This window comes from Enterococcus sp. DIV0008 (assembly GCF_050542615.1).
GTDB classification, from domain to species: domain Bacteria; phylum Bacillota; class Bacilli; order Lactobacillales; family Enterococcaceae; genus Enterococcus_D; species Enterococcus_D innesii.
The window spans coordinates 1019020-1037440 of the sequence record NZ_CP172937.1; the positions used below are offsets into that span (position 1 = coordinate 1019020).

General features: G+C 43.2%; 15 protein-coding genes. 7 read left to right on the plus strand and 8 right to left on the minus strand.

The window, feature by feature from the left end; all coding sequences use genetic code 11:
* Positions 1 to 27: 27 nt before the first annotated feature.
* From IGI84_RS04825 to IGI84_RS04840, 4 genes are all read right to left on the minus strand, one after another.
* A complete protein-coding gene (locus tag IGI84_RS04825; RefSeq protein ID WP_140965389.1) occupies positions 28 to 834 on the minus strand; it encodes an ABC transporter ATP-binding protein in 807 nt (268 codons plus the stop codon).
* Positions 834 to 1754 carry an ABC transporter permease gene (locus IGI84_RS04830; protein ID WP_077452666.1) on the minus strand — a complete coding sequence of 307 codons (921 nt, stop codon included), beginning with the start codon at positions 1752 to 1754 and terminating at the stop codon, positions 834 to 836. Before IGI84_RS04830 ends, IGI84_RS04825 begins: the two co-directional genes overlap by 1 nt.
* A 29-nt stretch (positions 1755 to 1783) precedes the next feature.
* Positions 1784 to 2761, minus strand: coding sequence for an ABC transporter substrate-binding protein (locus IGI84_RS04835; protein WP_081118802.1), 978 nt, complete (start codon positions 2759 to 2761; stop codon positions 1784 to 1786).
* Between the two features lie 500 nt (positions 2762 to 3261).
* Positions 3262 to 4422 carry a hydroxymethylglutaryl-CoA synthase gene (locus IGI84_RS04840; RefSeq protein ID WP_096742407.1) on the minus strand — a complete coding sequence of 387 codons (1161 nt, stop codon included), beginning with the start codon at positions 4420 to 4422 and terminating at the stop codon, positions 3262 to 3264.
* Between the two features lie 192 nt (positions 4423 to 4614).
* On the opposite strand from IGI84_RS04840, the gene IGI84_RS04845 reads away from it, so the two are divergent.
* On the plus strand, positions 4615 to 7089 hold the full coding sequence (locus tag IGI84_RS04845) for a hydroxymethylglutaryl-CoA reductase, degradative (protein ID WP_194195287.1): 2475 nt from the start codon (positions 4615 to 4617) through the stop codon (positions 7087 to 7089).
* Positions 7090 to 7127: 38 nt separating this feature from the next.
* On the opposite strand, the gene IGI84_RS04850 is transcribed toward IGI84_RS04845, so the two are convergent.
* The 3 genes from IGI84_RS04850 to IGI84_RS04860 form a co-directional block, all read right to left on the minus strand.
* Positions 7128 to 7838: a hypothetical protein gene (locus IGI84_RS04850; RefSeq protein WP_077452661.1), complete on the minus strand. Its 711-nt coding sequence runs from the start codon at positions 7836 to 7838 to the stop codon at positions 7128 to 7130.
* A 113-nt stretch (positions 7839 to 7951) separates the two neighbouring features.
* Complete coding sequence (locus IGI84_RS04855) at positions 7952 to 8233, minus strand: hypothetical protein (protein WP_081118798.1); 282 nt, start codon at positions 8231 to 8233, stop codon at positions 7952 to 7954.
* Between the two features lie 25 nt (positions 8234 to 8258).
* Positions 8259 to 9104 (minus strand): aldo/keto reductase, encoded by an 846-nt coding sequence (locus tag IGI84_RS04860; protein WP_005229282.1) that lies wholly within the window; start codon positions 9102 to 9104, stop codon positions 8259 to 8261.
* Positions 9105 to 9266: 162 nt separating this feature from the next.
* On the opposite strand from IGI84_RS04860, the gene IGI84_RS04865 reads away from it, so the two are divergent.
* Positions 9267 to 10271: a nucleoid-associated protein gene (locus IGI84_RS04865; protein WP_077452659.1), complete on the plus strand. Its 1005-nt coding sequence runs from the start codon at positions 9267 to 9269 to the stop codon at positions 10269 to 10271.
* 125 nt (positions 10272 to 10396) lie between these two features.
* Here the strand turns inward: IGI84_RS04865 and IGI84_RS04870 are convergent, their stop codons facing one another.
* Complete coding sequence (locus IGI84_RS04870) at positions 10397 to 10756, minus strand: YxeA family protein (protein WP_081118796.1); 360 nt, start codon at positions 10754 to 10756, stop codon at positions 10397 to 10399.
* Positions 10757 to 11002: 246 nt separating this feature from the next.
* On the opposite strand from IGI84_RS04870, the gene tuf reads away from it, so the two are divergent.
* From tuf to IGI84_RS04895, 5 genes are all read left to right on the plus strand, one after another.
* Positions 11003 to 12190, plus strand: a complete 1188-nt coding sequence (gene tuf / locus IGI84_RS04875) for an elongation factor Tu (protein WP_005237121.1) — start codon at positions 11003 to 11005, stop codon at positions 12188 to 12190.
* A gap of 215 nt (positions 12191 to 12405) precedes the next feature.
* Positions 12406 to 13035 (plus strand): lysozyme family protein, encoded by a 630-nt coding sequence (locus tag IGI84_RS04880; RefSeq protein ID WP_077452682.1) that lies wholly within the window; start codon positions 12406 to 12408, stop codon positions 13033 to 13035.
* A gap of 157 nt (positions 13036 to 13192) precedes the next feature.
* Positions 13193 to 15028, plus strand: coding sequence for a DNA primase (gene dnaG, locus IGI84_RS04885; RefSeq protein ID WP_077452657.1), 1836 nt, complete (start codon positions 13193 to 13195; stop codon positions 15026 to 15028).
* A gap of 23 nt (positions 15029 to 15051) precedes the next feature.
* Positions 15052 to 16158 carry an RNA polymerase sigma factor RpoD gene (rpoD, locus tag IGI84_RS04890; protein WP_005229298.1) on the plus strand — a complete coding sequence of 369 codons (1107 nt, stop codon included), beginning with the start codon at positions 15052 to 15054 and terminating at the stop codon, positions 16156 to 16158.
* Positions 16159 to 16467: 309 nt separating this feature from the next.
* Positions 16468 to 18360 carry a cell division site-positioning protein MapZ family protein gene (locus IGI84_RS04895; protein WP_430600853.1) on the plus strand — a complete coding sequence of 631 codons (1893 nt, stop codon included), beginning with the start codon at positions 16468 to 16470 and terminating at the stop codon, positions 18358 to 18360.
* Positions 18361 to 18421 lie beyond the last annotated feature (61 nt).

The window sequence follows — 18421 nt, forward strand, 5'->3', positions numbered from 1 at the left end:
ATTCCTTTCTACGTGTCTTTTTGCTTGTTAAGAGCGTAGGAGCAGTTGGTCATCTTTTAATTCAGCACCGCTATTTTGATGGAACATTTCCATCAATTCAGGGACTGTTAAATGTTGCTTTTGCTCACCGGCAATGTCCACGACGATCTTGCCTTGATGAAGCATGATCAGGCGATTGCCATAGCGAATGGCATCTTCCATATCATGAGTAACCATGAAGGCCGTCAACTGTTGTGAACGAATCAATTGATCGGTCAATGCCATGACAGTCAACGAGGTTTTTGGATCTAGGGCAGCGGTATGTTCATCTAATAAAATCAATTTGGGTTGTTGCAATGTAGCCATCAAGAGGGTAATCGCTTGACGCTGTCCGCCTGATAACAAACCGATCTCGGCAGAAAGTCGATTTTCTAAGCCTAAGTTTAGGCTGGCTAATTTCTCTTGGAAAAACGCGCGGTTTTTCGCTTTGACGCCTGTTGCAAACCCTCGGACTTGGCCACGTTTGTAAGCCAGTGCTAAGTTTTCTTCAACAGTCAAACGAACGGCTGTCCCCATACGTGGATCTTGAAAGACTCGGCTAATATCCTTTGAACGTTTCGTAACGGATAAACGGGTGATGTCTTTCCCATCTAAGGTAATTTTTCCTTGTTCTGTTGGGATCGTTCCTGCAATACTGTTTAAGAGGGTCGATTTTCCGGCACCATTGCCACCGATGATCGTAATAAAATCACCGGCATTCATCATCAGGTCAATGCCTCGCAAGACATGGTTCTCATTGATCGTTCCTTTTTCAAAGGTTTGGTGTAGATTTTCGATTGTTAAGACTGAAGTCATTAGGATTGGCCTCCTTTGGTTTTTGGCAGCATCTTTTTAAGTCCTAGTTTTGAACGAAGCTGCGGTAACGAGAGGCAGATGACTAAGACGATTGCGGATGCCAGTTTGATATCATTGGCTTCGACATTGAACTCGAAAACGACGGCCAGGATAAAGCGATAAACGATCGCTCCGATCACGATGGTGATCAACCGTAACAGCAAAGATTTATTGGCAAATAAAACTTCTGCAATAATGATCGATGCCAAGCCGATGACGATCGTACCGATTCCGGAGTTTAGGTCAGCAAAACCGTTGTTTTGGGCTAAAAGAGCACCTGAGAGGGCAATACAGCCGTTAGAGATCATGTAACCGATGATCTTCATGTTATCGGTGTTGATACCGTTGGCTTCACTCATAGCTAAATTGTCGCCCGTCGCTCGCAATGCTAAGCCAATCTCTGTACGGAAAAAGAGGAACAAGCACAAAATGACGACAGCTGCGAAGAGAAAGCCCGCAAGAATCACGGCATTGTTTTTGGTTAGACCCATTGCTTGAAATTGGGTGAAGACCGTGTCTTGTCCTAATAGGGCAATGTTGGGAGCACCCATTACACGATTCGTGATGGAATAAAGCCCAGTCATCGTGATGATCCCGGCCAACAAGGCTGGGATCTTTAGTTTTGTATGCAGTAGTCCGGATACCAAGCCAGCTAACATGCCGCCGCCAAAGCCCATCAAGCTGGCTAATATGGGGGAGACGCCATTCGTAATACTGATTGCTGCGATCCCTGCACCCAAGGGAAAACTTCCTTCTGCAGTTAAATCAGCAATATCCAGAATACGGAAGGTCAAAAATACCCCGATCGCCAGCAATGCCCAAAGGATCCCTTGAGAGGTGGCAGATTGTAGTAAGAGCAAGAATGTGTCGACTAAATTCATATGTTTTCCTCAAATCTAAATTAGTATGGTTATTCTGGAGCAGTGATGCTGGCAGGATCAATTCCTAAAGCAGCAGCCATTTCTTCATTGACGACTAACTCTAAATTTTCTGCTGTTTCAACAGGCGTGGTTGCTGGTTGTGCATCACCATCCAAAATTTTCGCTGCTAGTTTCCCTGTTTGAATACCAAGGGATTTATAGTCAATACCATAAGTTGCAAGGGCGCCATCGTCTACTTGTTCCACGGAACCTGCGACGATCGGTGTTTTGGTCTCTTTGGCCACTTCACCAACGATTGCTGAAGCAGAGGCAAAAGTATTGTCTGTTGGGACATAAATGCCATCGACGTCTTTTGCCAGGCTAGTGGTCACTTGCTGCACGTCATTGGTTGTATTGGCTGTCAATACTTTAACATCAACCCCAGCAGCTCTTAAGGCTTCTTCTGCCAAGTCTGCTTGGATTTTTGAATTAGCTTCTCCTGCGTTATACATGATGCCAATCGTTTTGGCGTCAGGGACGATACTTAACAGCAAATTGATCTGCTGCTCGATAGGCACCATGTCTGAAGTACCTGTGATGTTGCGACCGGGTTCTTCATTTGAATCTGCTAATTTTGCTCCAACTAAGTCAGTAACTGCAGTAACCACGATTGGGATATCCGTAGTTTCATTTGCCAATGAAACAGCAGCAGGGGTAGCGATGCCTAATAGAAGATCAGGATCGGCATTCACTAAGCGTTCACTCATACTTTTTAAATTATCTTGGCTATTTTGGGCATTTTGGTATTCGATCGTCAGGTTTTCACCTTCTGTGTAGCCCGCTTCTGCTAAGCCTTCTTTGAACCCTTCATAGGCGGCATTCAAGGAGCCGTGTTCCACGAGTTGTAAAACACCGACTGTTTTTGTTCCATCGTTTTCCTCCGAAGCATTGTTTGATTCGCCACAAGCTGCTAATGCCAGCAAGGAAGCCGTAAGTAACCCAGTTGTGATCCATTTTTTCATTTTCATTGTAACTCCTCCTATAAACGTTTCTTTTTTTTATTGGGGTTTACCTGAACAAAAAAATCCATTCAGACAATCGTCTAAATGGATTCGATCCTATACTAAGCGTGAACGTATATTGGCAACCATTTAGAAGATTTTCTACATGGCTGCAAGTTCAAGTTAAAATGCTTTAGCCATCATAGATACAAACAAAACTTGTTTTGGGGTTTGCATCCATAATGTGATATGAATACAAACTATCTAAAGTAGCTAAAGTAAAAGATATTCAGTTGTGGGGATACGGTCGTTTTTAACATAAATGTTCCTCCAAACTTGAATTGATTTTAGTATAGACAAAAAAAAACAGACTGTCAAATGTTTTTCCTGAATTATCTGAAAATATTTGAATAACAATCTGAAAAAAGACTGAAAATGCAGATTTGTTTCAATTTTATTGAACAAAAGAAAAAACTTTGTTCTATCAAGCTTTTTTTGCTTGAAAATAAACAAAGTTTTTCTTAGGATCACTCGTTTTCTTCTTTATAATAACGAATGGTATTTTTGATTTCACGAATGCTGTAGAGTAGATCATCCTCAAAGGATTGATCTTGATCAATATCGATCGTCTCATTGAACATCGCTTCGTATTCAGCGATCGTTAGTTTTTGCCGGTCATTGAGTAACGCTTGGTGGGCCGCTTGTGCTAACTGTTTTTCATAGCCAGGTACCAATATGCCGCTGAAAAATTCAGCAACCGCTCCTGAGCCGTAGCTAAATAATCCGATTCGATCATTGGCTTGCAAGCTGGAGGAATTTTCCAATAAAGAGATCAAGCCTAGGTACAATGAACCCGTATACAAGTTGCCGGTACGACGGCTGTAAACGATCGATTCTTCATAGCGAGCCATCAGGCGTTCTTGTTGCGTTTCTTCTTCTTCAGCAAAAACAGCCAACAAGGCTTTTTTACCCATTTTTGTATAAGGAATATGGAAGCTCAATGCAGCGTAATCTTTTGCTGTGCGTTGATTTTTTTCGCAATGGGCTTGCCAAACTTGTTTGAAGGAATCGATATAAACGGCATTTGACAAGTGGCCATCTACCATTGGATATTGATGGCCAACGGGACGCCAAAAATCATAAATGTCTTGTGTCAACATCAAGTTATCGTTATCAAGCTGCAAAATCGCTGGATCTGCAGAGATCAACATGGCAACTGCACCTACGCCTTGAGTTGGCTCTCCACCGGAGGCTAAGCCATAACGGGCGATGTCTGAAGCCACCACCAACACTTTGCTTTTTGGATTGGCTTGTACGTGGGCTTTAGCAAACTGCAAGCCTGCTGTTGCGCCATAACACGCTTCTTTGATTTCAAAGGAGCGGGCAAATGGTTGGATACCTAATAGGCGATGCAAAACCACTGCCGAAGCTTTTGATTCATCGATGCCGGATTCTGTGCCGACGATCACCATATCAATTGCTTGTAAATCTTCTTTTGTGAGGATATCTTTTGCCGCATGCATGGCAAAGGTGACGATATCTTGTGTTTTTTTATTGACCGCCATTTGATCTTGACCGATCCCGATCGTAAATTTATTTGGGTCGACCTCTCGGGCGTGAGCTAGATCAACCATATCTATAAAATAGGGGGGGACATAAAAATTTATTTTATCAATACCAACGTTCATTCCGTCGCTCCTTTATGTTCTACGTACTTAGTAGGCTACACGTTCTAAGGTATCATATTTTTTGAAAAAAATGAAAAAGAATTGATTAGAATTTAAACTTTATTAAAGAAAGTAGAAAAGGGCGCAGCAAGCTGATGTGGGGTATTCTTTTTTGGAGGATTTAATGATATATTTCAAGAGGAGGTGACGTACGTGGAAGAAGTTGTCATTATCGACGCACTAAGAACGCCAATTGGCAAATACCATGGGTCATTAAAAGAATATTCAGCAGTAGAATTAGGAACAGTTGCTGCAAAAGCCTTGTTGGCAAGAAACCAACAAGCAAAAGAACATATCGCACAAGTGATTATCGGAAATGTCCTACAAGCAGGCAGTGGTCAAAATCCAAGCCGTCAAGTTTCCCTGCAAAGTGGACTTTCTTCAGATATCCCAGCCTCAACGATCAACGAAGTTTGCGGTTCGGGAATGAAAGCGATTCTAATGGGCATGGAGCAAATTCAGTTAAACAAGGCATCCGTCGTTTTGACTGGTGGGATTGAAAGTATGACGAATGCGCCGCTTTTCAGTTATTATAACAAGGCGGAAGATCAGTATTCAGCCCCAATATCAACAATGATGCATGATGGCTTAACGGATGCTTTTAGCAGCAAACCGATGGGCTTAACGGCTGAAACTGTTGCAGAAAGATACGGCATCACGCGACAAGAACAAGATGAATTTGCCTACCACTCCCAAATGAAAGCTGCCAAGGCACAAGCAGAAAAGAAATTTGAGCAAGAGATCGTACCTTTGACTGAAAAGTCAGGGACCGTTTTACAGGATGAAGGCATTCGCGCCGCTACGACGGTCGAAAAATTAGCTGAACTTAAAACGGTTTTCAAAAAGGACGGTACGGTGACTGCTGGGAATGCCTCAACCATCAATGATGGGGCTGCCATGGTCTTGATCGCCTCAAAAAGCTACTGTGAGGAGCATCAGGTTCCTTATCTGGCAGTGATCAAAGAGATCGTTGAAGTTGGCTTTGCTCCAGAGATCATGGGAATCTCACCAATCAAAGCAATCGATACTTTGCTGAAAAAGCAAGCACTGTCGATTGAAGAGATCGGTATTTTTGAAATCAATGAAGCCTTTGCAGCTTCCTCAATTGTAGTAGAACGTGAACTTGGTTTGGATCCCAAGAAAGTCAACCGTTACGGCGGGGGCATTTCTCTTGGCCATGCGATTGGTGCGACTGGCGCTCGGATCGCAACGACGGTCGCTTATCAGCTAAAAGACACCCAAGAGCGCTACGGGATCGCCTCTTTATGTGTCGGTGGTGGGTTAGGGCTAGCGATGCTGTTAGAAAACCCTTTGGTCGCATCAAGTCAAACTGATTTTCATGAGGAGTCAGCATCAGAAAAAACAGAAAAAAAAAAGTTCTACGCCCTTACGCCTAACGAACGGCTAGCCTTTCTCGAAGCACAAGGGGCGATCGCGGCAACCGAATCCTTGGTTTTTCAAGAAATGGCATTAGACAAGGAAACCGCCAATCACTTGATCGAAAACCAGATCAGTGAAGTGGAAATCCCCTTAGGCGTGGGGGTGAATCTGCAGGTGAATGGCAAGTTATACAATGTCCCGTTAGCCACAGAAGAACCCTCTGTGGTTGCAGCGATGAGCAACGGTGCCAAAATGGCTGGTCCCATTACAACAACTAGCCAAGAACGTTTGCTTCGAGGACAGATCGTCTTTATGGCTGTTCAAGACCCAGATGCCATTTTGGCAAAAGTCAATACAGAGCAAGCAACGATTTTTGCAGTGGCGAACGAGGCATATCCCTCGATCGTAAAACGCGGCGGAGGACTGCGACGAGTGATTGGTCGGAACTTCTCCCCAGCAGAATCTGAATTAGCAACAGCCTATGTCTCAATCGATTTGTTGGTTGATGTCAAAGATGCCATGGGCGCCAACATCGTTAATTCGATTTTAGAAGGAGTAGCCGACCTCTTTCGGAAGTGGTTCCCAGAAGAAGAAATTCTCTTTAGTATTTTAAGCAATCTTGCTACGGAATCGTTAGTGACAGCCACTTGCTCCGTACCTTTTGATAAACTGAGCAAGACCGGAAATGGCAGACAAGTCGCAACAAAAATCGTTCATGCAGCTGATTTCGCTAAGATTGATCCGTATCGAGCGACTACCCATAACAAAGGGATCATGAATGGTGTCGAAGCACTGATTTTGGCTACCGGCAATGATACCCGCGCACTTTCCGCTGCTTGTCATGGGTATGCCGCACGTAACGGTCGGGTGCAAGGCTTAACTTCTTGGAAAATCGCTGAAGACCGACTGATCGGCAGTATTACACTGCCGTTGGCGATCGCCACGGTCGGGGGGGCGACGAAAGTATTGCCGAAAGCCCAAGCGGCGTTGGCACTGACTGGTGTTGAAACGGCGAGTGAGTTAGCTTCGCTGGCGGCAAGTGTCGGGTTGGTTCAGAATCTGGCAGCTTTGCGGGCATTGGTTTCAGAAGGGATTCAGCAAGGCCATATGAGCATGCAAGCCCGTTCATTAGCTATTTCAGTTGGGGCAAAAGGAAATGAGATCGAGCAGCTGGCAGCTAAGCTGCGAGCGGCGAGTCAAATGAATCAAGAGCAAGCCCGTAAATTTTTAACAGAAATACGCAACTAAAAAAGGTTCTCTAGGGAAATTCCTAGAGAACCTTTTGTTTATCGTTTAGAAATCGCCGTGTGGGCATACGCCTCGATCAATGGAATGACTTCTAATTTTACTTTGTATTTGCGTTCTAGCGCGGTTTCGATAGTAAAAGTATCACTTTCTGTTTCAGAAATTGTTGCTAGAACACGATCTTCTTTCGGGGAAGCTTCGATTACGATCGTTTCTTCTGAAGATTGTTTGGCAGAAAATTTAGGGAATGCTGCGATTTTTTCGGCAAATGCTGAAAAAGTCATGGCTTCGTCAGAATCATCAGCCATTGATTCCGCTGATTTTTCTACTTCTTTAGTTGGTGCAGCCGTTTCGGTTGGTGTTGATTCTTCCTTCACTTCTGCTGTTTCTGTGACAGGAGCGGAAGCAGGCGTCGCACTTACTTGTGTATTGGTCGGCAACCAGTAGGCGGCGATTTCATCGACTAAGTTATCGCTGAAACGATCAAGTAAGCCAGCTTCTAAGCGTTGGATTCGTTTCACGACGATTTTGAAGTTCTCATCTAAAGGAACAGCGATTTTTTGTTCTTTTGGTGTTTCCTTCAACAATTCAATCAATAATTCCTCGTGATTTTTAGGATTGATATAAACAGTTGTCGGAAGGTCGAACTTATCTGCTGTTTTGCGCTCGATCGCTGTAAACAACTGTTGTCGAGCTGTTTCATAAGACGGGCGGAATTGTTGTTTCAATTTTGCTAATTGTTTCTTTTTCATAATCTTCTCCTCTCGATCACTATCGATTATAAGGAAAATTTGCAGAAAAGAACAGTGATTCTCATGAAAAAATACAAAAAAATTTATATACTTCCTGAAAAGCGCCAGCGCTGCTAAAGAAGCGGCGCTGGCGTTTCTACTAGATCATTGATTTGATGGTACTTAGGCATCAGGATCAAAAGCTCCTTGTCTCCAGTGGCGACTAAGTAGTTTTCCCAAAGAAAAAAGCGTATCTCTCCAGTGAGTTTCTCAGCTAGCATCTGCTGATAGTCGCTGGTTGACCATTGACGTGCCGGAAAATGTTGGACTTTGTCTGGCCATACAAGAAAAACAAAATCAGCATGTAAGGCTTTTTGAACAGCAGGGGAGAGGTGAATCAAATCAGTTGTCTTCATAGGCTTCTCCTTATAGAGAGTAAAATTAAAACCCTGTCGTATCTGGATTGGTCGCTTTCCCAACGACGCCATCTAATTGATCGATCGTTTTCATGTCTTCTTCAGATAGCTCAAAATCAAAGACATGGATGTTTTCTTCGATCCGACTTGGTGTGACTGATTTTGGTAATGGCAAGAAACCATGTTGTAAAGACCAGCGTAATGCAACTTGAGCGATTGATTTTTGATGCTTTTCAGCTAATGCTTTCATTTCTGGTACATCAAATATCTTCCCGGTACCTAATGGGCTATATGCTTCAAGCAATACATCGTGTTCTTGGCAATAGGTCACGACTTCTTCTTGTAACTCGCCAGGTGCAAGGAAAATCTGATTGACCATTGGGAAGATGGTCGCTGTTTTTTTCAATTCTTCAAAATGATGTGGTAAGAAGTTGCTGACGCCGATCGCTTTGATTTTGCCTGCTTGATACAATTCTTCAAAAGCGCGCCATGTTTCTGCATTCGCTGTTTGCCAGTTGTCACGAAAGGCTACTGGGTTTGGCCAATGGATTAAGAAAAGATCGATATAGTCTGTTTGTAGTTTTTCTAAGGACTCTTCAAAAGAAGACATCACAAGATCATAGGAATGGTTTGCATTCCACAATTTTGTAGTCAAGAAAAGCTCTTCGCGGGGAATGCCGCTTTCTTTGATCGCTTGACCAACACTGGCTTCATTTTTATAGCCTTGTGCTGTATCAATATGGCGGTAACCTACTTCCAGTGCTTTTTTGACTGATGCTACGGCAACGTCGCCGTCTGGTGTTTGCCATGTGCCAAAGCCTAGCTCAGGGATGGTCACATTGTTTGATAACGTATAGCTGTTCATGTTCATTCCTCCGTTTTCTGTGATACCTTTAGTTTAGCAGACGAAGACGGATTTTCCAATGAATGCATCTTTCAAAAAGGAAGTGTCCAACAAGAAAAATGACGTTTGACTCTTGTCAGTTCGCCTATTTTTTTTGTACACTAGACAAATGGATAAGGAGCGTAACCAATGGATATTTATTTGAAACATGCGATTTTACACATTATTGACCGTCAAACAGGCGATCCGGTTTTTTCACAAGTTGAACTTGATTTAACAACGGAATACATACGTGATTATTTGACGAAAAAAATACAGAAACTTGCAACACCGCAAACCAAAACAGGGCGTTTACTCGAAACATCAACGATCGCTCAACTGGTCAAACAAGCACCGGATGATTTTGTCGCAGCCAGTGAAGCGATCGTCCAACGGTGGTATGAAGCCTACAAGGAAAGTGAAGATGCACCAAGTGCGGATGCCTTTGTCGTCTTGTATGAATTTGATACAAGAATGCAGTTGGCATTTTTGAAGGTCAATTATCAAGACGGCTATACGCATTTTATTGATAATGGGGAAGCTGGGATCGAAAACAATTTGATTTTGCATCGTGCCCTACTAGCAGGTAAAACCCAAAAGGCCGATGAAGGGATCACAATTGATGTGGAGAGCTTAGATTTTGAACTGATTGAAAAGAAATATAGCTTTTCAGGGGAAAAATATGCTTACTTTTCAACGAAAGTCATTGATGCCGAACCGATTCCTTCGTTAGAAGAAAACGTCAAAGTCATCAAAAAAGTGGCGGAAAAAATTGGGCAGAAGTTTGAAACACCTACCTATAACGTTGTTGCCGATTTAAAAGAAGCGGTCTACGACACGATCGAAGAATCTGGTCATATCGATGTCAGCGAAGTAGCGCAAAAAGTCTTTAAAGACAATATTACCGCTCAGCTTTCTTTTCAAGAAGAAGTGGCTGAAAAAGGATTCGTCAATCAGGCGCCAATGATGCGGGATGTCCGTGAGATTTCGGAGAAAAAATTTGGGAAACAAAAACTGAAATTATCTAACGGGATCGAATTGATCGTTCCTTTGGATGTCTACCGAGATCCAAATTTGATTGAATTTATCAATAACCCAGACGGAACGATTTCTGTAACGATCAAAAATGTAGAAGAAGTAATTAATCGGATGTAGGAGAAGGGGCTTCTGTGGGGATGATACGGAGCTAACAACATAGAACAACAAAAAAAGCAGAGATTCCTCTTTAAGAAATGAGGAGTCTCTGCTTTTTTCTGGATATCTTTGATCAATATCAGCAATTATTGAGCGGCCAGTTTCTCAAGGGCGGCTTTAGGAACGTCTTCTTCAGAAACTTCTTCCCAGCTCAGAACACCTTTATTAGGATTGACCAATAATTTTAAATAGGCACCTTCTCTTAAAGGAGCGGAACGGTGCTCATTCATTTTGACCCTTTTGACTTCTCCAGAGGAACTGTAAGCGTCTTGTGTGTAACGGTAGACATCCTCGGCAACCCCGTTATCACTAATTTCTGTATCGTGCTCGCCGGCATCCGTGATGACTGTATAGTAGTCATTTCCACCATAGTAATAATGATAAGTAGCAAAACAGCCCCCAAGGAAAATTGCTGTAAAAACCAGCGCTGCCATGATTTTCTTCACATCTCTCACCTCATCTTCTATTATTCATAAAAATTGTCCTACGTCCAATAGATCGCTAAAAAGCAAAGAAATTCTTAGGGATTGGGAGCTGAGACCTCTGACTTGACTTTGACTAATTTTGACCTATAATAAGAGTAGATTTAAACTTACAAAAAATAAGTTGAGGCTTATGAATTTGGAAGCGTAAATCGCAAAAATATGATTCGAGTCAAACAGCGACTCAACTTTCTCTAGGAGGGAAACAATATGGCAAAACAACATTATGATCGTAGCAAACCCCATGTCAACATCGGAACAATTGGACACGTTGACCATGGGAAAACAACCTTGACTGCTGCTATTACCACAGTTCTTGGGAAAAAAGGGCTTGCCAATCCGCAAGATTACGCAAGTATCGACGCGGCTCCTGAGGAACGCGAACGTGGTATCACTATCAATACTGCCCATGTAGAATATGAAACAGAAAAACGACACTATGCCCATATCGATGCACCAGGACATGCGGACTATGTGAAAAATATGATTACAGGGGCTGCCCAAATGGACGGCGCAATCTTGGTCGTATCAGCGACAGATGGCCCAATGCCGCAAACACGGGAACATATTTTGCTTTCTCGTCAAGTAGGTGTGAAACATTTGATCGTCTTTTTGAATAAAACGGACCTTGTCGATGATGATGAGTTGATTGATTTAGTGGAAATGGAAGTCAGAGAATTGCTGACTGAATATGATTTTCCAGGGGATGACATTCCTGTGATCAAAGGCTCTGCTTTAAAAGCCTTGGAAGGTGATCCAGAAGCAGAAGCAGCGATCTTAACGCTGATGGATACGGTAGATGAATATATCCCAACACCTGAACGAGATACTGACAAACCATTATTGTTGCCGATCGAAGATGTCTTTTCAATTACTGGACGGGGAACCGTTGCTTCTGGTCGGATCGATCGCGGAACAGTAAAAGTCGGTGATGAAGTAGAAATCGTCGGAATCAAACCTGAAACACAAAAAGCAGTCGTAACAGGAGTAGAAATGTTCCGTAAAACGATGGACTTTGGCGAAGCTGGTGATAATGTAGGGGTATTATTACGGGGAATCACCCGTGATGAAATTGAACGGGGACAAGTGTTAGCAAAACCAGGTTCCATCACACCACATACGAAATTCCAAGCAGAAGTCTATGTGTTGACAAAGGAAGAAGGCGGTCGCCATACCCCATTCTTTAATAACTATCGCCCACAATTTTACTTCCGTACAACGGACGTAACTGGGAATATCGTTTTACCAGAAGGAACGGAAATGGTTATGCCTGGTGACAACGTAACGATCGATGTGGAATTGATCCATCCAATCGCTGTGGAAAATGGAACGACCTTCTCCATTCGTGAAGGTGGACGAACAGTTGGTTCTGGTATCGTGACCACGATCGAAAAATAAAAATCAGTGAAACAGTGCTTCCTTTATCTGAAGGAGCACTGTTTCCTTTTTCATGTCAAACCATCAACAATCCCTCCATCAGCTTAGGATTGCTTTTTTTTTTCTAAATAATCTTGTGATTTTATTAAGGATTTTTTAGGAGAGAAAAAATTCTAGTCAGCCTGTTCATTTCATAGTACGATAGATTCTGACTTAGAAAAGATGGGATGTATTTGATGAGAAAAATTCGACGTTTCCTAGGATTTGTACTGAAGCTTGCGCTCTTGCTGCTGCTGATCGGAGCAGGGGTTTGGGGCTATCGAAATTACACGGCATTGAAAGCTGTCTATGCGTATGAAGAGGAAATCGCACAGCAGACACAAGCCCACGACATCTCTGAATATCAGTCTTTAGCAATGAGTATCATGCTGACGGAGTCAAAAGGACAAGGCAATGACCCGATGCAAAGTTCTGAAAGTGTATATGGAAAACAAAATCAATTTGATACGCCAGAACAAAGCATCGAACAAGGGGTTTCTTATTTAGCCGAGTTGATCGAAAAAGCAGAGCAAATGAATTGTGATCTTTGGACCGCAGTCCAGGCTTATAATTTTGGGACAGATTATATTGATTATGTCGCTGAACGGGGTGGCGTGAACACCTTAGAATTAGCAGAAACATACTCCAGAGAGGTTTTATCCCCGTTGTTAGGCAATGATACAGAACAAACCTATCGTTATTGGGGCATCCAATCGGTCTTTTATAATGGCGGTCATTTGTATCACAATGGCGGCAATATGTTCTATGCGGATCTAATAAAAATGAACCGGTGGAAAATCGACGTTACGGCGCGGTTTTTTTCTTGATCGTCAAGAAACAACGCAAGCAAAAAAGCTTGAAATACAAATAGAATATGGTAAAATCATTATGAATGATTCTGTCTAATTATTCTTCGCACTGATACCTATTAGTGCGTTTTTTTACCTAGTAAACGATGAATACTTACCAAATGGAGGTGAGTGGATGGCACGAATTCCTCAAACGATCATTGACGATATTCGCGAACGCAGCAATATTGTTGATATCGTGGGACAGTATGTCCAGTTAAAGAAATCCGGAAAGAATTATTTTGGTTTGTGTCCCTTTCATAATGAAAAATCACCTTCTTTTTCCGTTGCAGAAGACAAACAAATTTTCCATTGTTTTGGTTGTGGTCGTGGGGGAAATGTCTACGGTTTTTTACAAGAGCTTGAAGGCATCAGTTTTCCTGAAGCAGTCGTCAAAGTAGCAGAAATGAACGATATTCCTCTTGATCCACAATATCAACAGTCAGAAGGTATCAATGAGGCAACCTCACAAACGAGTCAACTGATTGCGCTGCATGAAAAAGCCGCCGAGGTCTATCATCACATGTTGGTGAATACGGCTGCTGGACAAGAAGCGCTTGATTATTTGTTGGATCGCGGATTGACGATGGCATTGATTGAAGAATTCAATATTGGTTTTGCGCCGAACGAACGCTCGTTTTTGGAGAAAGTCTTTTTGAATGAACAAGCCAAAGCTGAATTTTTTCCTGATACAGGGCTCTTTGTTCAACGAAACGATGGTTCATTGGCGGATCGCTTTTACCAACGAATCATGTTTCCGATTCGTAATCCTCAAGGAAAAACGATTGGTTTTTCTGGTCGTTGGCTGGCAAGCGAAAAAGTTGGTGATCAAGACCAGCCGAAATATTTAAATAGTCCTGAAACGATCCTTTTCAACAAGCGCGAGGTTCTCTTCAACTTTGACAAAGCACGCCGTGCGATGCGCAAAGATGGCCAAGTGTATTTATTTGAAGGATTTATGGACGTGATCGCCGCTTGGCAGGCAGGAATCGAAAATGGGATCGCCTCAATGGGAACCAGCTTAACCAATCAGCAGATCGCCCATATCGAACGAGTGGCACAAGAAGTGATTCTTTGTTACGATGGAGATAGTGCAGGGGTTGAAGCAACGAACCGCGGGATCGATCTTTTGCAAAACAATAGCCGTTTGAAACTATCGGTGGTTCGAGTACCGGAACGGATGGACCCAGATGAGTATTTGCGCAAATATGGGACAGAAGCTTTTTATAAATTAGCTGTCCACGGCAAAGAAACGGTTTTTGCATTCAAAATGGATTATCATCGGACGAATCGCAATTTAGCCAATGAGAAAGAACAATTGGACTATGTCCAAGTTGTGTTAAATGAATTGCAGCGTGTGGATTCTTTGTTGGAGCAAGACCGTTATTTGACCCAGCTGTCTACAGAGTTCAATTTGAGTCGTGAAACTCTGCAGCAGCAACTCAAGCAAAATCGGCAAGAACAGCGGCCGATGCAAGATGCAGCGCCACCACCGCCAGCAGATAATCCTGTGGTCTTTACGCCGCCAACGCGGCAGCAGCCCAAAACACAGGTAGAAAAAGCACAAGAATTATTATTGTACCGTTTGTTTCATGACAGTACATTAAATCATCGCTTTCGAGCGAGTGGTATATCCTTTATCCACGATCGTTATCAACAGCTGTATCTGCTGTTTGATGCGTATATGGAAACAGAAGAACACTTTGTTTTAGCAAAGTTCTTAGATTTTTTAAAAGAAGATTCAATGAAAAAAATGGTGATCGATATTGCAGATCTTAAAGCTTCTGAGGAAGGGACTGAACAAGAATTTCAGGACATTCTGCAGGTCTTTCAAAAGTCGGGCATTGCTGAAGAAATCAATCAAAAACGAATCCAGCAGCAAGAAGCAAGACAAAAAGGAAACCAGCAATTAGAACTTGAACTAGCGATCGAAATCATTGATTTGACCAAACGGTTGAAACAAGCTAAATAGCGAACTGAAAGGGGCTTTCTTTCATGGCAGAAGAAACAAAAAAAACGTATGACAAAGCAGTTGCCGAATACATCCGAGAAAACAAAACAAAGGGGCAAGTTGTTTACGATGACATTACGAATCGTCTAGCAACGCCGTATACTTTGGATGCTGATGCAATGGACAAACTAATTCAAAAACTGGAGGATTCAGGCATCAGTGTCGTGGATGAAAATGGAGAGCCTTCAGTCCATAGTTTAAAGAGTAATGAAAAACGACAAGAAACCCAACCTCAAGAAGATCTGTCTGCACCGACTGGTGTGAAAATCAATGATCCCGTTCGGATGTACTTGAAAGAAATCGGTCGGGTGCCACTATTGACCGCAGAAGAAGAAGTGGCTCTCGCACTGAAAATCGAAGAAGGCGACCAAGAAGCAAAACAGCGTTTGGCAGAAGCCAACCTACGTTTGGTCGTTAGTATTGCCAAACGTTATGTAGGTCGAGGAATGCAATTCCTTGATTTGATCCAAGAAGGAAACATGGGTTTGATGAAAGCCGTTGAGAAATTCGACTACCGCAAAGGGTTCAAATTCTCGACGTATGCGACCTGGTGGATCCGTCAAGCAATCACCCGTGCCATCGCTGACCAAGCCCGCACCATTCGGATCCCAGTGCATATGGTAGAAACCATCAACAAATTGATTCGTATCCAACGGCAATTATTGCAAGACTTAGGACGCGAACCGACACCGGAAGAAATCGGTGCAGAAATGGATCTGCCGACGGAAAAAGTTCGTGAAATCTTGAAGATCGCTCAAGAACCTGTTTCATTAGAAACACCGATCGGTGAAGAAGATGATTCTCATCTAGGTGATTTTATTGAAGACCAAGATGCCACAAGTCCAGCAGAGCATGCGGCTTATGAGCTTTTGAAAGAACAATTAGAAGATGTACTGGATACCTTGACTGACCGTGAAGAAAACGTGCTACGCTTGCGTTTCGGAATCGATGATGGTCGTACTCGGACATTAGAAGAAGTCGGCAAAGTCTTTGGGGTAACGAGAGAACGGATTCGTCAGATCGAAGCAAAAGCGTTACGGAAACTACGCCATCCATCTCGTTCAAAACAATTGAAAGATTTCTTAGAATAATCAAGGTTTATCGACTTTCCAAAGGTCCTCTTTGGAAAGTCTTTTTTGTTCTGGTTCTGTCATCTCTTCACAGGATCAGTAAAGAACTTAATAAAAACGTAACCAAGCAAGTGTTGGCTAATTGCTTAGAATGTGATAAATTTAATTTTGTGCATCTGCATAATTGAGTAATTAAAAAGAAATGCGAAGAAGACCTATTATTTGTCGGTCTTTGAAATAGGGAGCAGTGGGCGCATCAAGCGTTTGATCTGGTAGGTTACTGCTCCATAAAAAGGAATTGCAAAAAACAAAAGGAGTCAGTTTGAATCAATGAAGAAGACATGTCCTGAATGTGGATTTCAAGCATTAGAAGAAACATCCGTTTGTCCCAATTGCGGGTTTCAATGGAAGGAAGCAAAGGAGAACCAACAGGAACCAGCATCTGACTCTTCCGTTACGCCAGAAGAGCTACAAAATAAAAACGATGATATTCGCTGGTCTGACTTTAAAAATGTTCCGATCGGAAAAATGGAGGAGCATTTAGGTGATCGGCCGTCCTCGAATGAAGAAACGATCGACCTTGCGCAGCAGGAGGCCCTTCCCGATGAGCAAAAAGTAGCACTTGAATCAGAGTCCAAAAAAGAACCAGAAACGGCGGAAAACTCTGGGTCTAAAGAAGACCAAACAACATCAGCCAGCGAAGAAGTAAATGAGACCGATGCATTAAATACGGATGATCAGCATGACTCTGAGATTTTGGCTGCTTATATCCGGCAGCACAAACTTGATGAAGAAGCCAAGGCAGCTGCAGCTTTGGAAGCAGAAGAAGCCGCTGTTGATCTGTCCTCTGCTGAAGCAGAAAGTCAGGTGCAAGCCAGCGAGGAATCTCTGCCGGCAAGTGAAGAGGAAGCAGTGATGGAGCCAGTTCCAGTTATTGAAGAAGCTGGGAAGCAGCCAGAGCCAGTCATCGATCCAATTCCTGAACCAGTCACCGTAGCGGAGGAAACACCGCAAAAGGCGACTGCTGAAGAAAAAACACCTGTTTCTACCGAAAACAAGAAGAGCCCTCGTAAAGCACTCTACATTACAGCGGCTTGTCTATTAGTGGCAGCAGGTGGTGGTTGGGCGTATTACTATCAACAACAGCAACAAGAAACTGCCCGACAAACGCAACTGGCGCAAGAGAACCGCACGTTAGATCAGATCGAAAATGAGCTGAATGATTTTTATACAGATGATGAGCGTGTGTTCATTAAAAGCGACAAAACAGCAGAACAGTTGGCGGCTGTGACGAATCAGTTGGCAGATTTTCAAGACCACGAACGATACGATGCCTTGTCACAAGAAGCAGAGACGATCGCTGACAAACTAGCGGCTTTAACAGAGATCAACAGCTATTTCAGCAGTCCTGCCGTTGTGGGGGAGCAGTTGGAAGAAGTCCCCTTGAAAGAAGCTGCTGCTGTCACAATGGCGAAGCGTGAGAACGGGGATGCCTTTGATGAGTTGATCAATCAAGCCATCGACATGGGACAAAAAGAGTTCAGCGCGATCGAGGAAGTTCAAAATGCAGTGAAGAGCATGGTGGCTTTAAGTGGTGATGGGGAAGCTCCGGCAAGTGTCACCCGCGAGAACTACAATGCTTTAATGAAAAAAGTCCAAGCATTGTCAATCGATTCATTGGTGGAAAGTCTTACGACTGAACTGCGTAAAGTCGATACTGCCTTGACGAAGCGTGAAACAGCTACCCAACAAGCAGCGGCGCAACAACAAGCCGAACAAGCAGCACAAGCAGCGGCTTCTGAGAACAATTCTTCAGCTTCGAGCGGTGGTTCTTCAAGCGCTGCGGCACCAGCGCAAAGTACTTCTGAAGAAGAGTATGTCCTTTCGCCAAATACGCCAACAAATACTAACAATCAACCAATCATTCCAGCTCGTCAAAGTGATTTGGATGATGTGAACAATAGTGCTTGGGTGTGGGCGGATGGCGTCCAAGAAAAAATCATCGCCACAGCGATTGCCCGTGGTTATGTGGTGGAAGGCGGCTATACTTTTGAACGTGTGCGAATCGTCAATGGTGAAGGCTATTACAATTTTTATGCGACAAATGCCCAAGGTAGCTTGCTCAAAGGAACGGACGATTCAGCCTTCCCGCTATACTTATTTACGGTAAACGCCAAAACCGGCTATTTCAGAGGCAATGGGAACGATCACACCGTTCGCTAAATCCCCTGAGTCACTAGCAAAATTTCAGAGTAATTACATGCACATGTGAAAAACTCTTGTT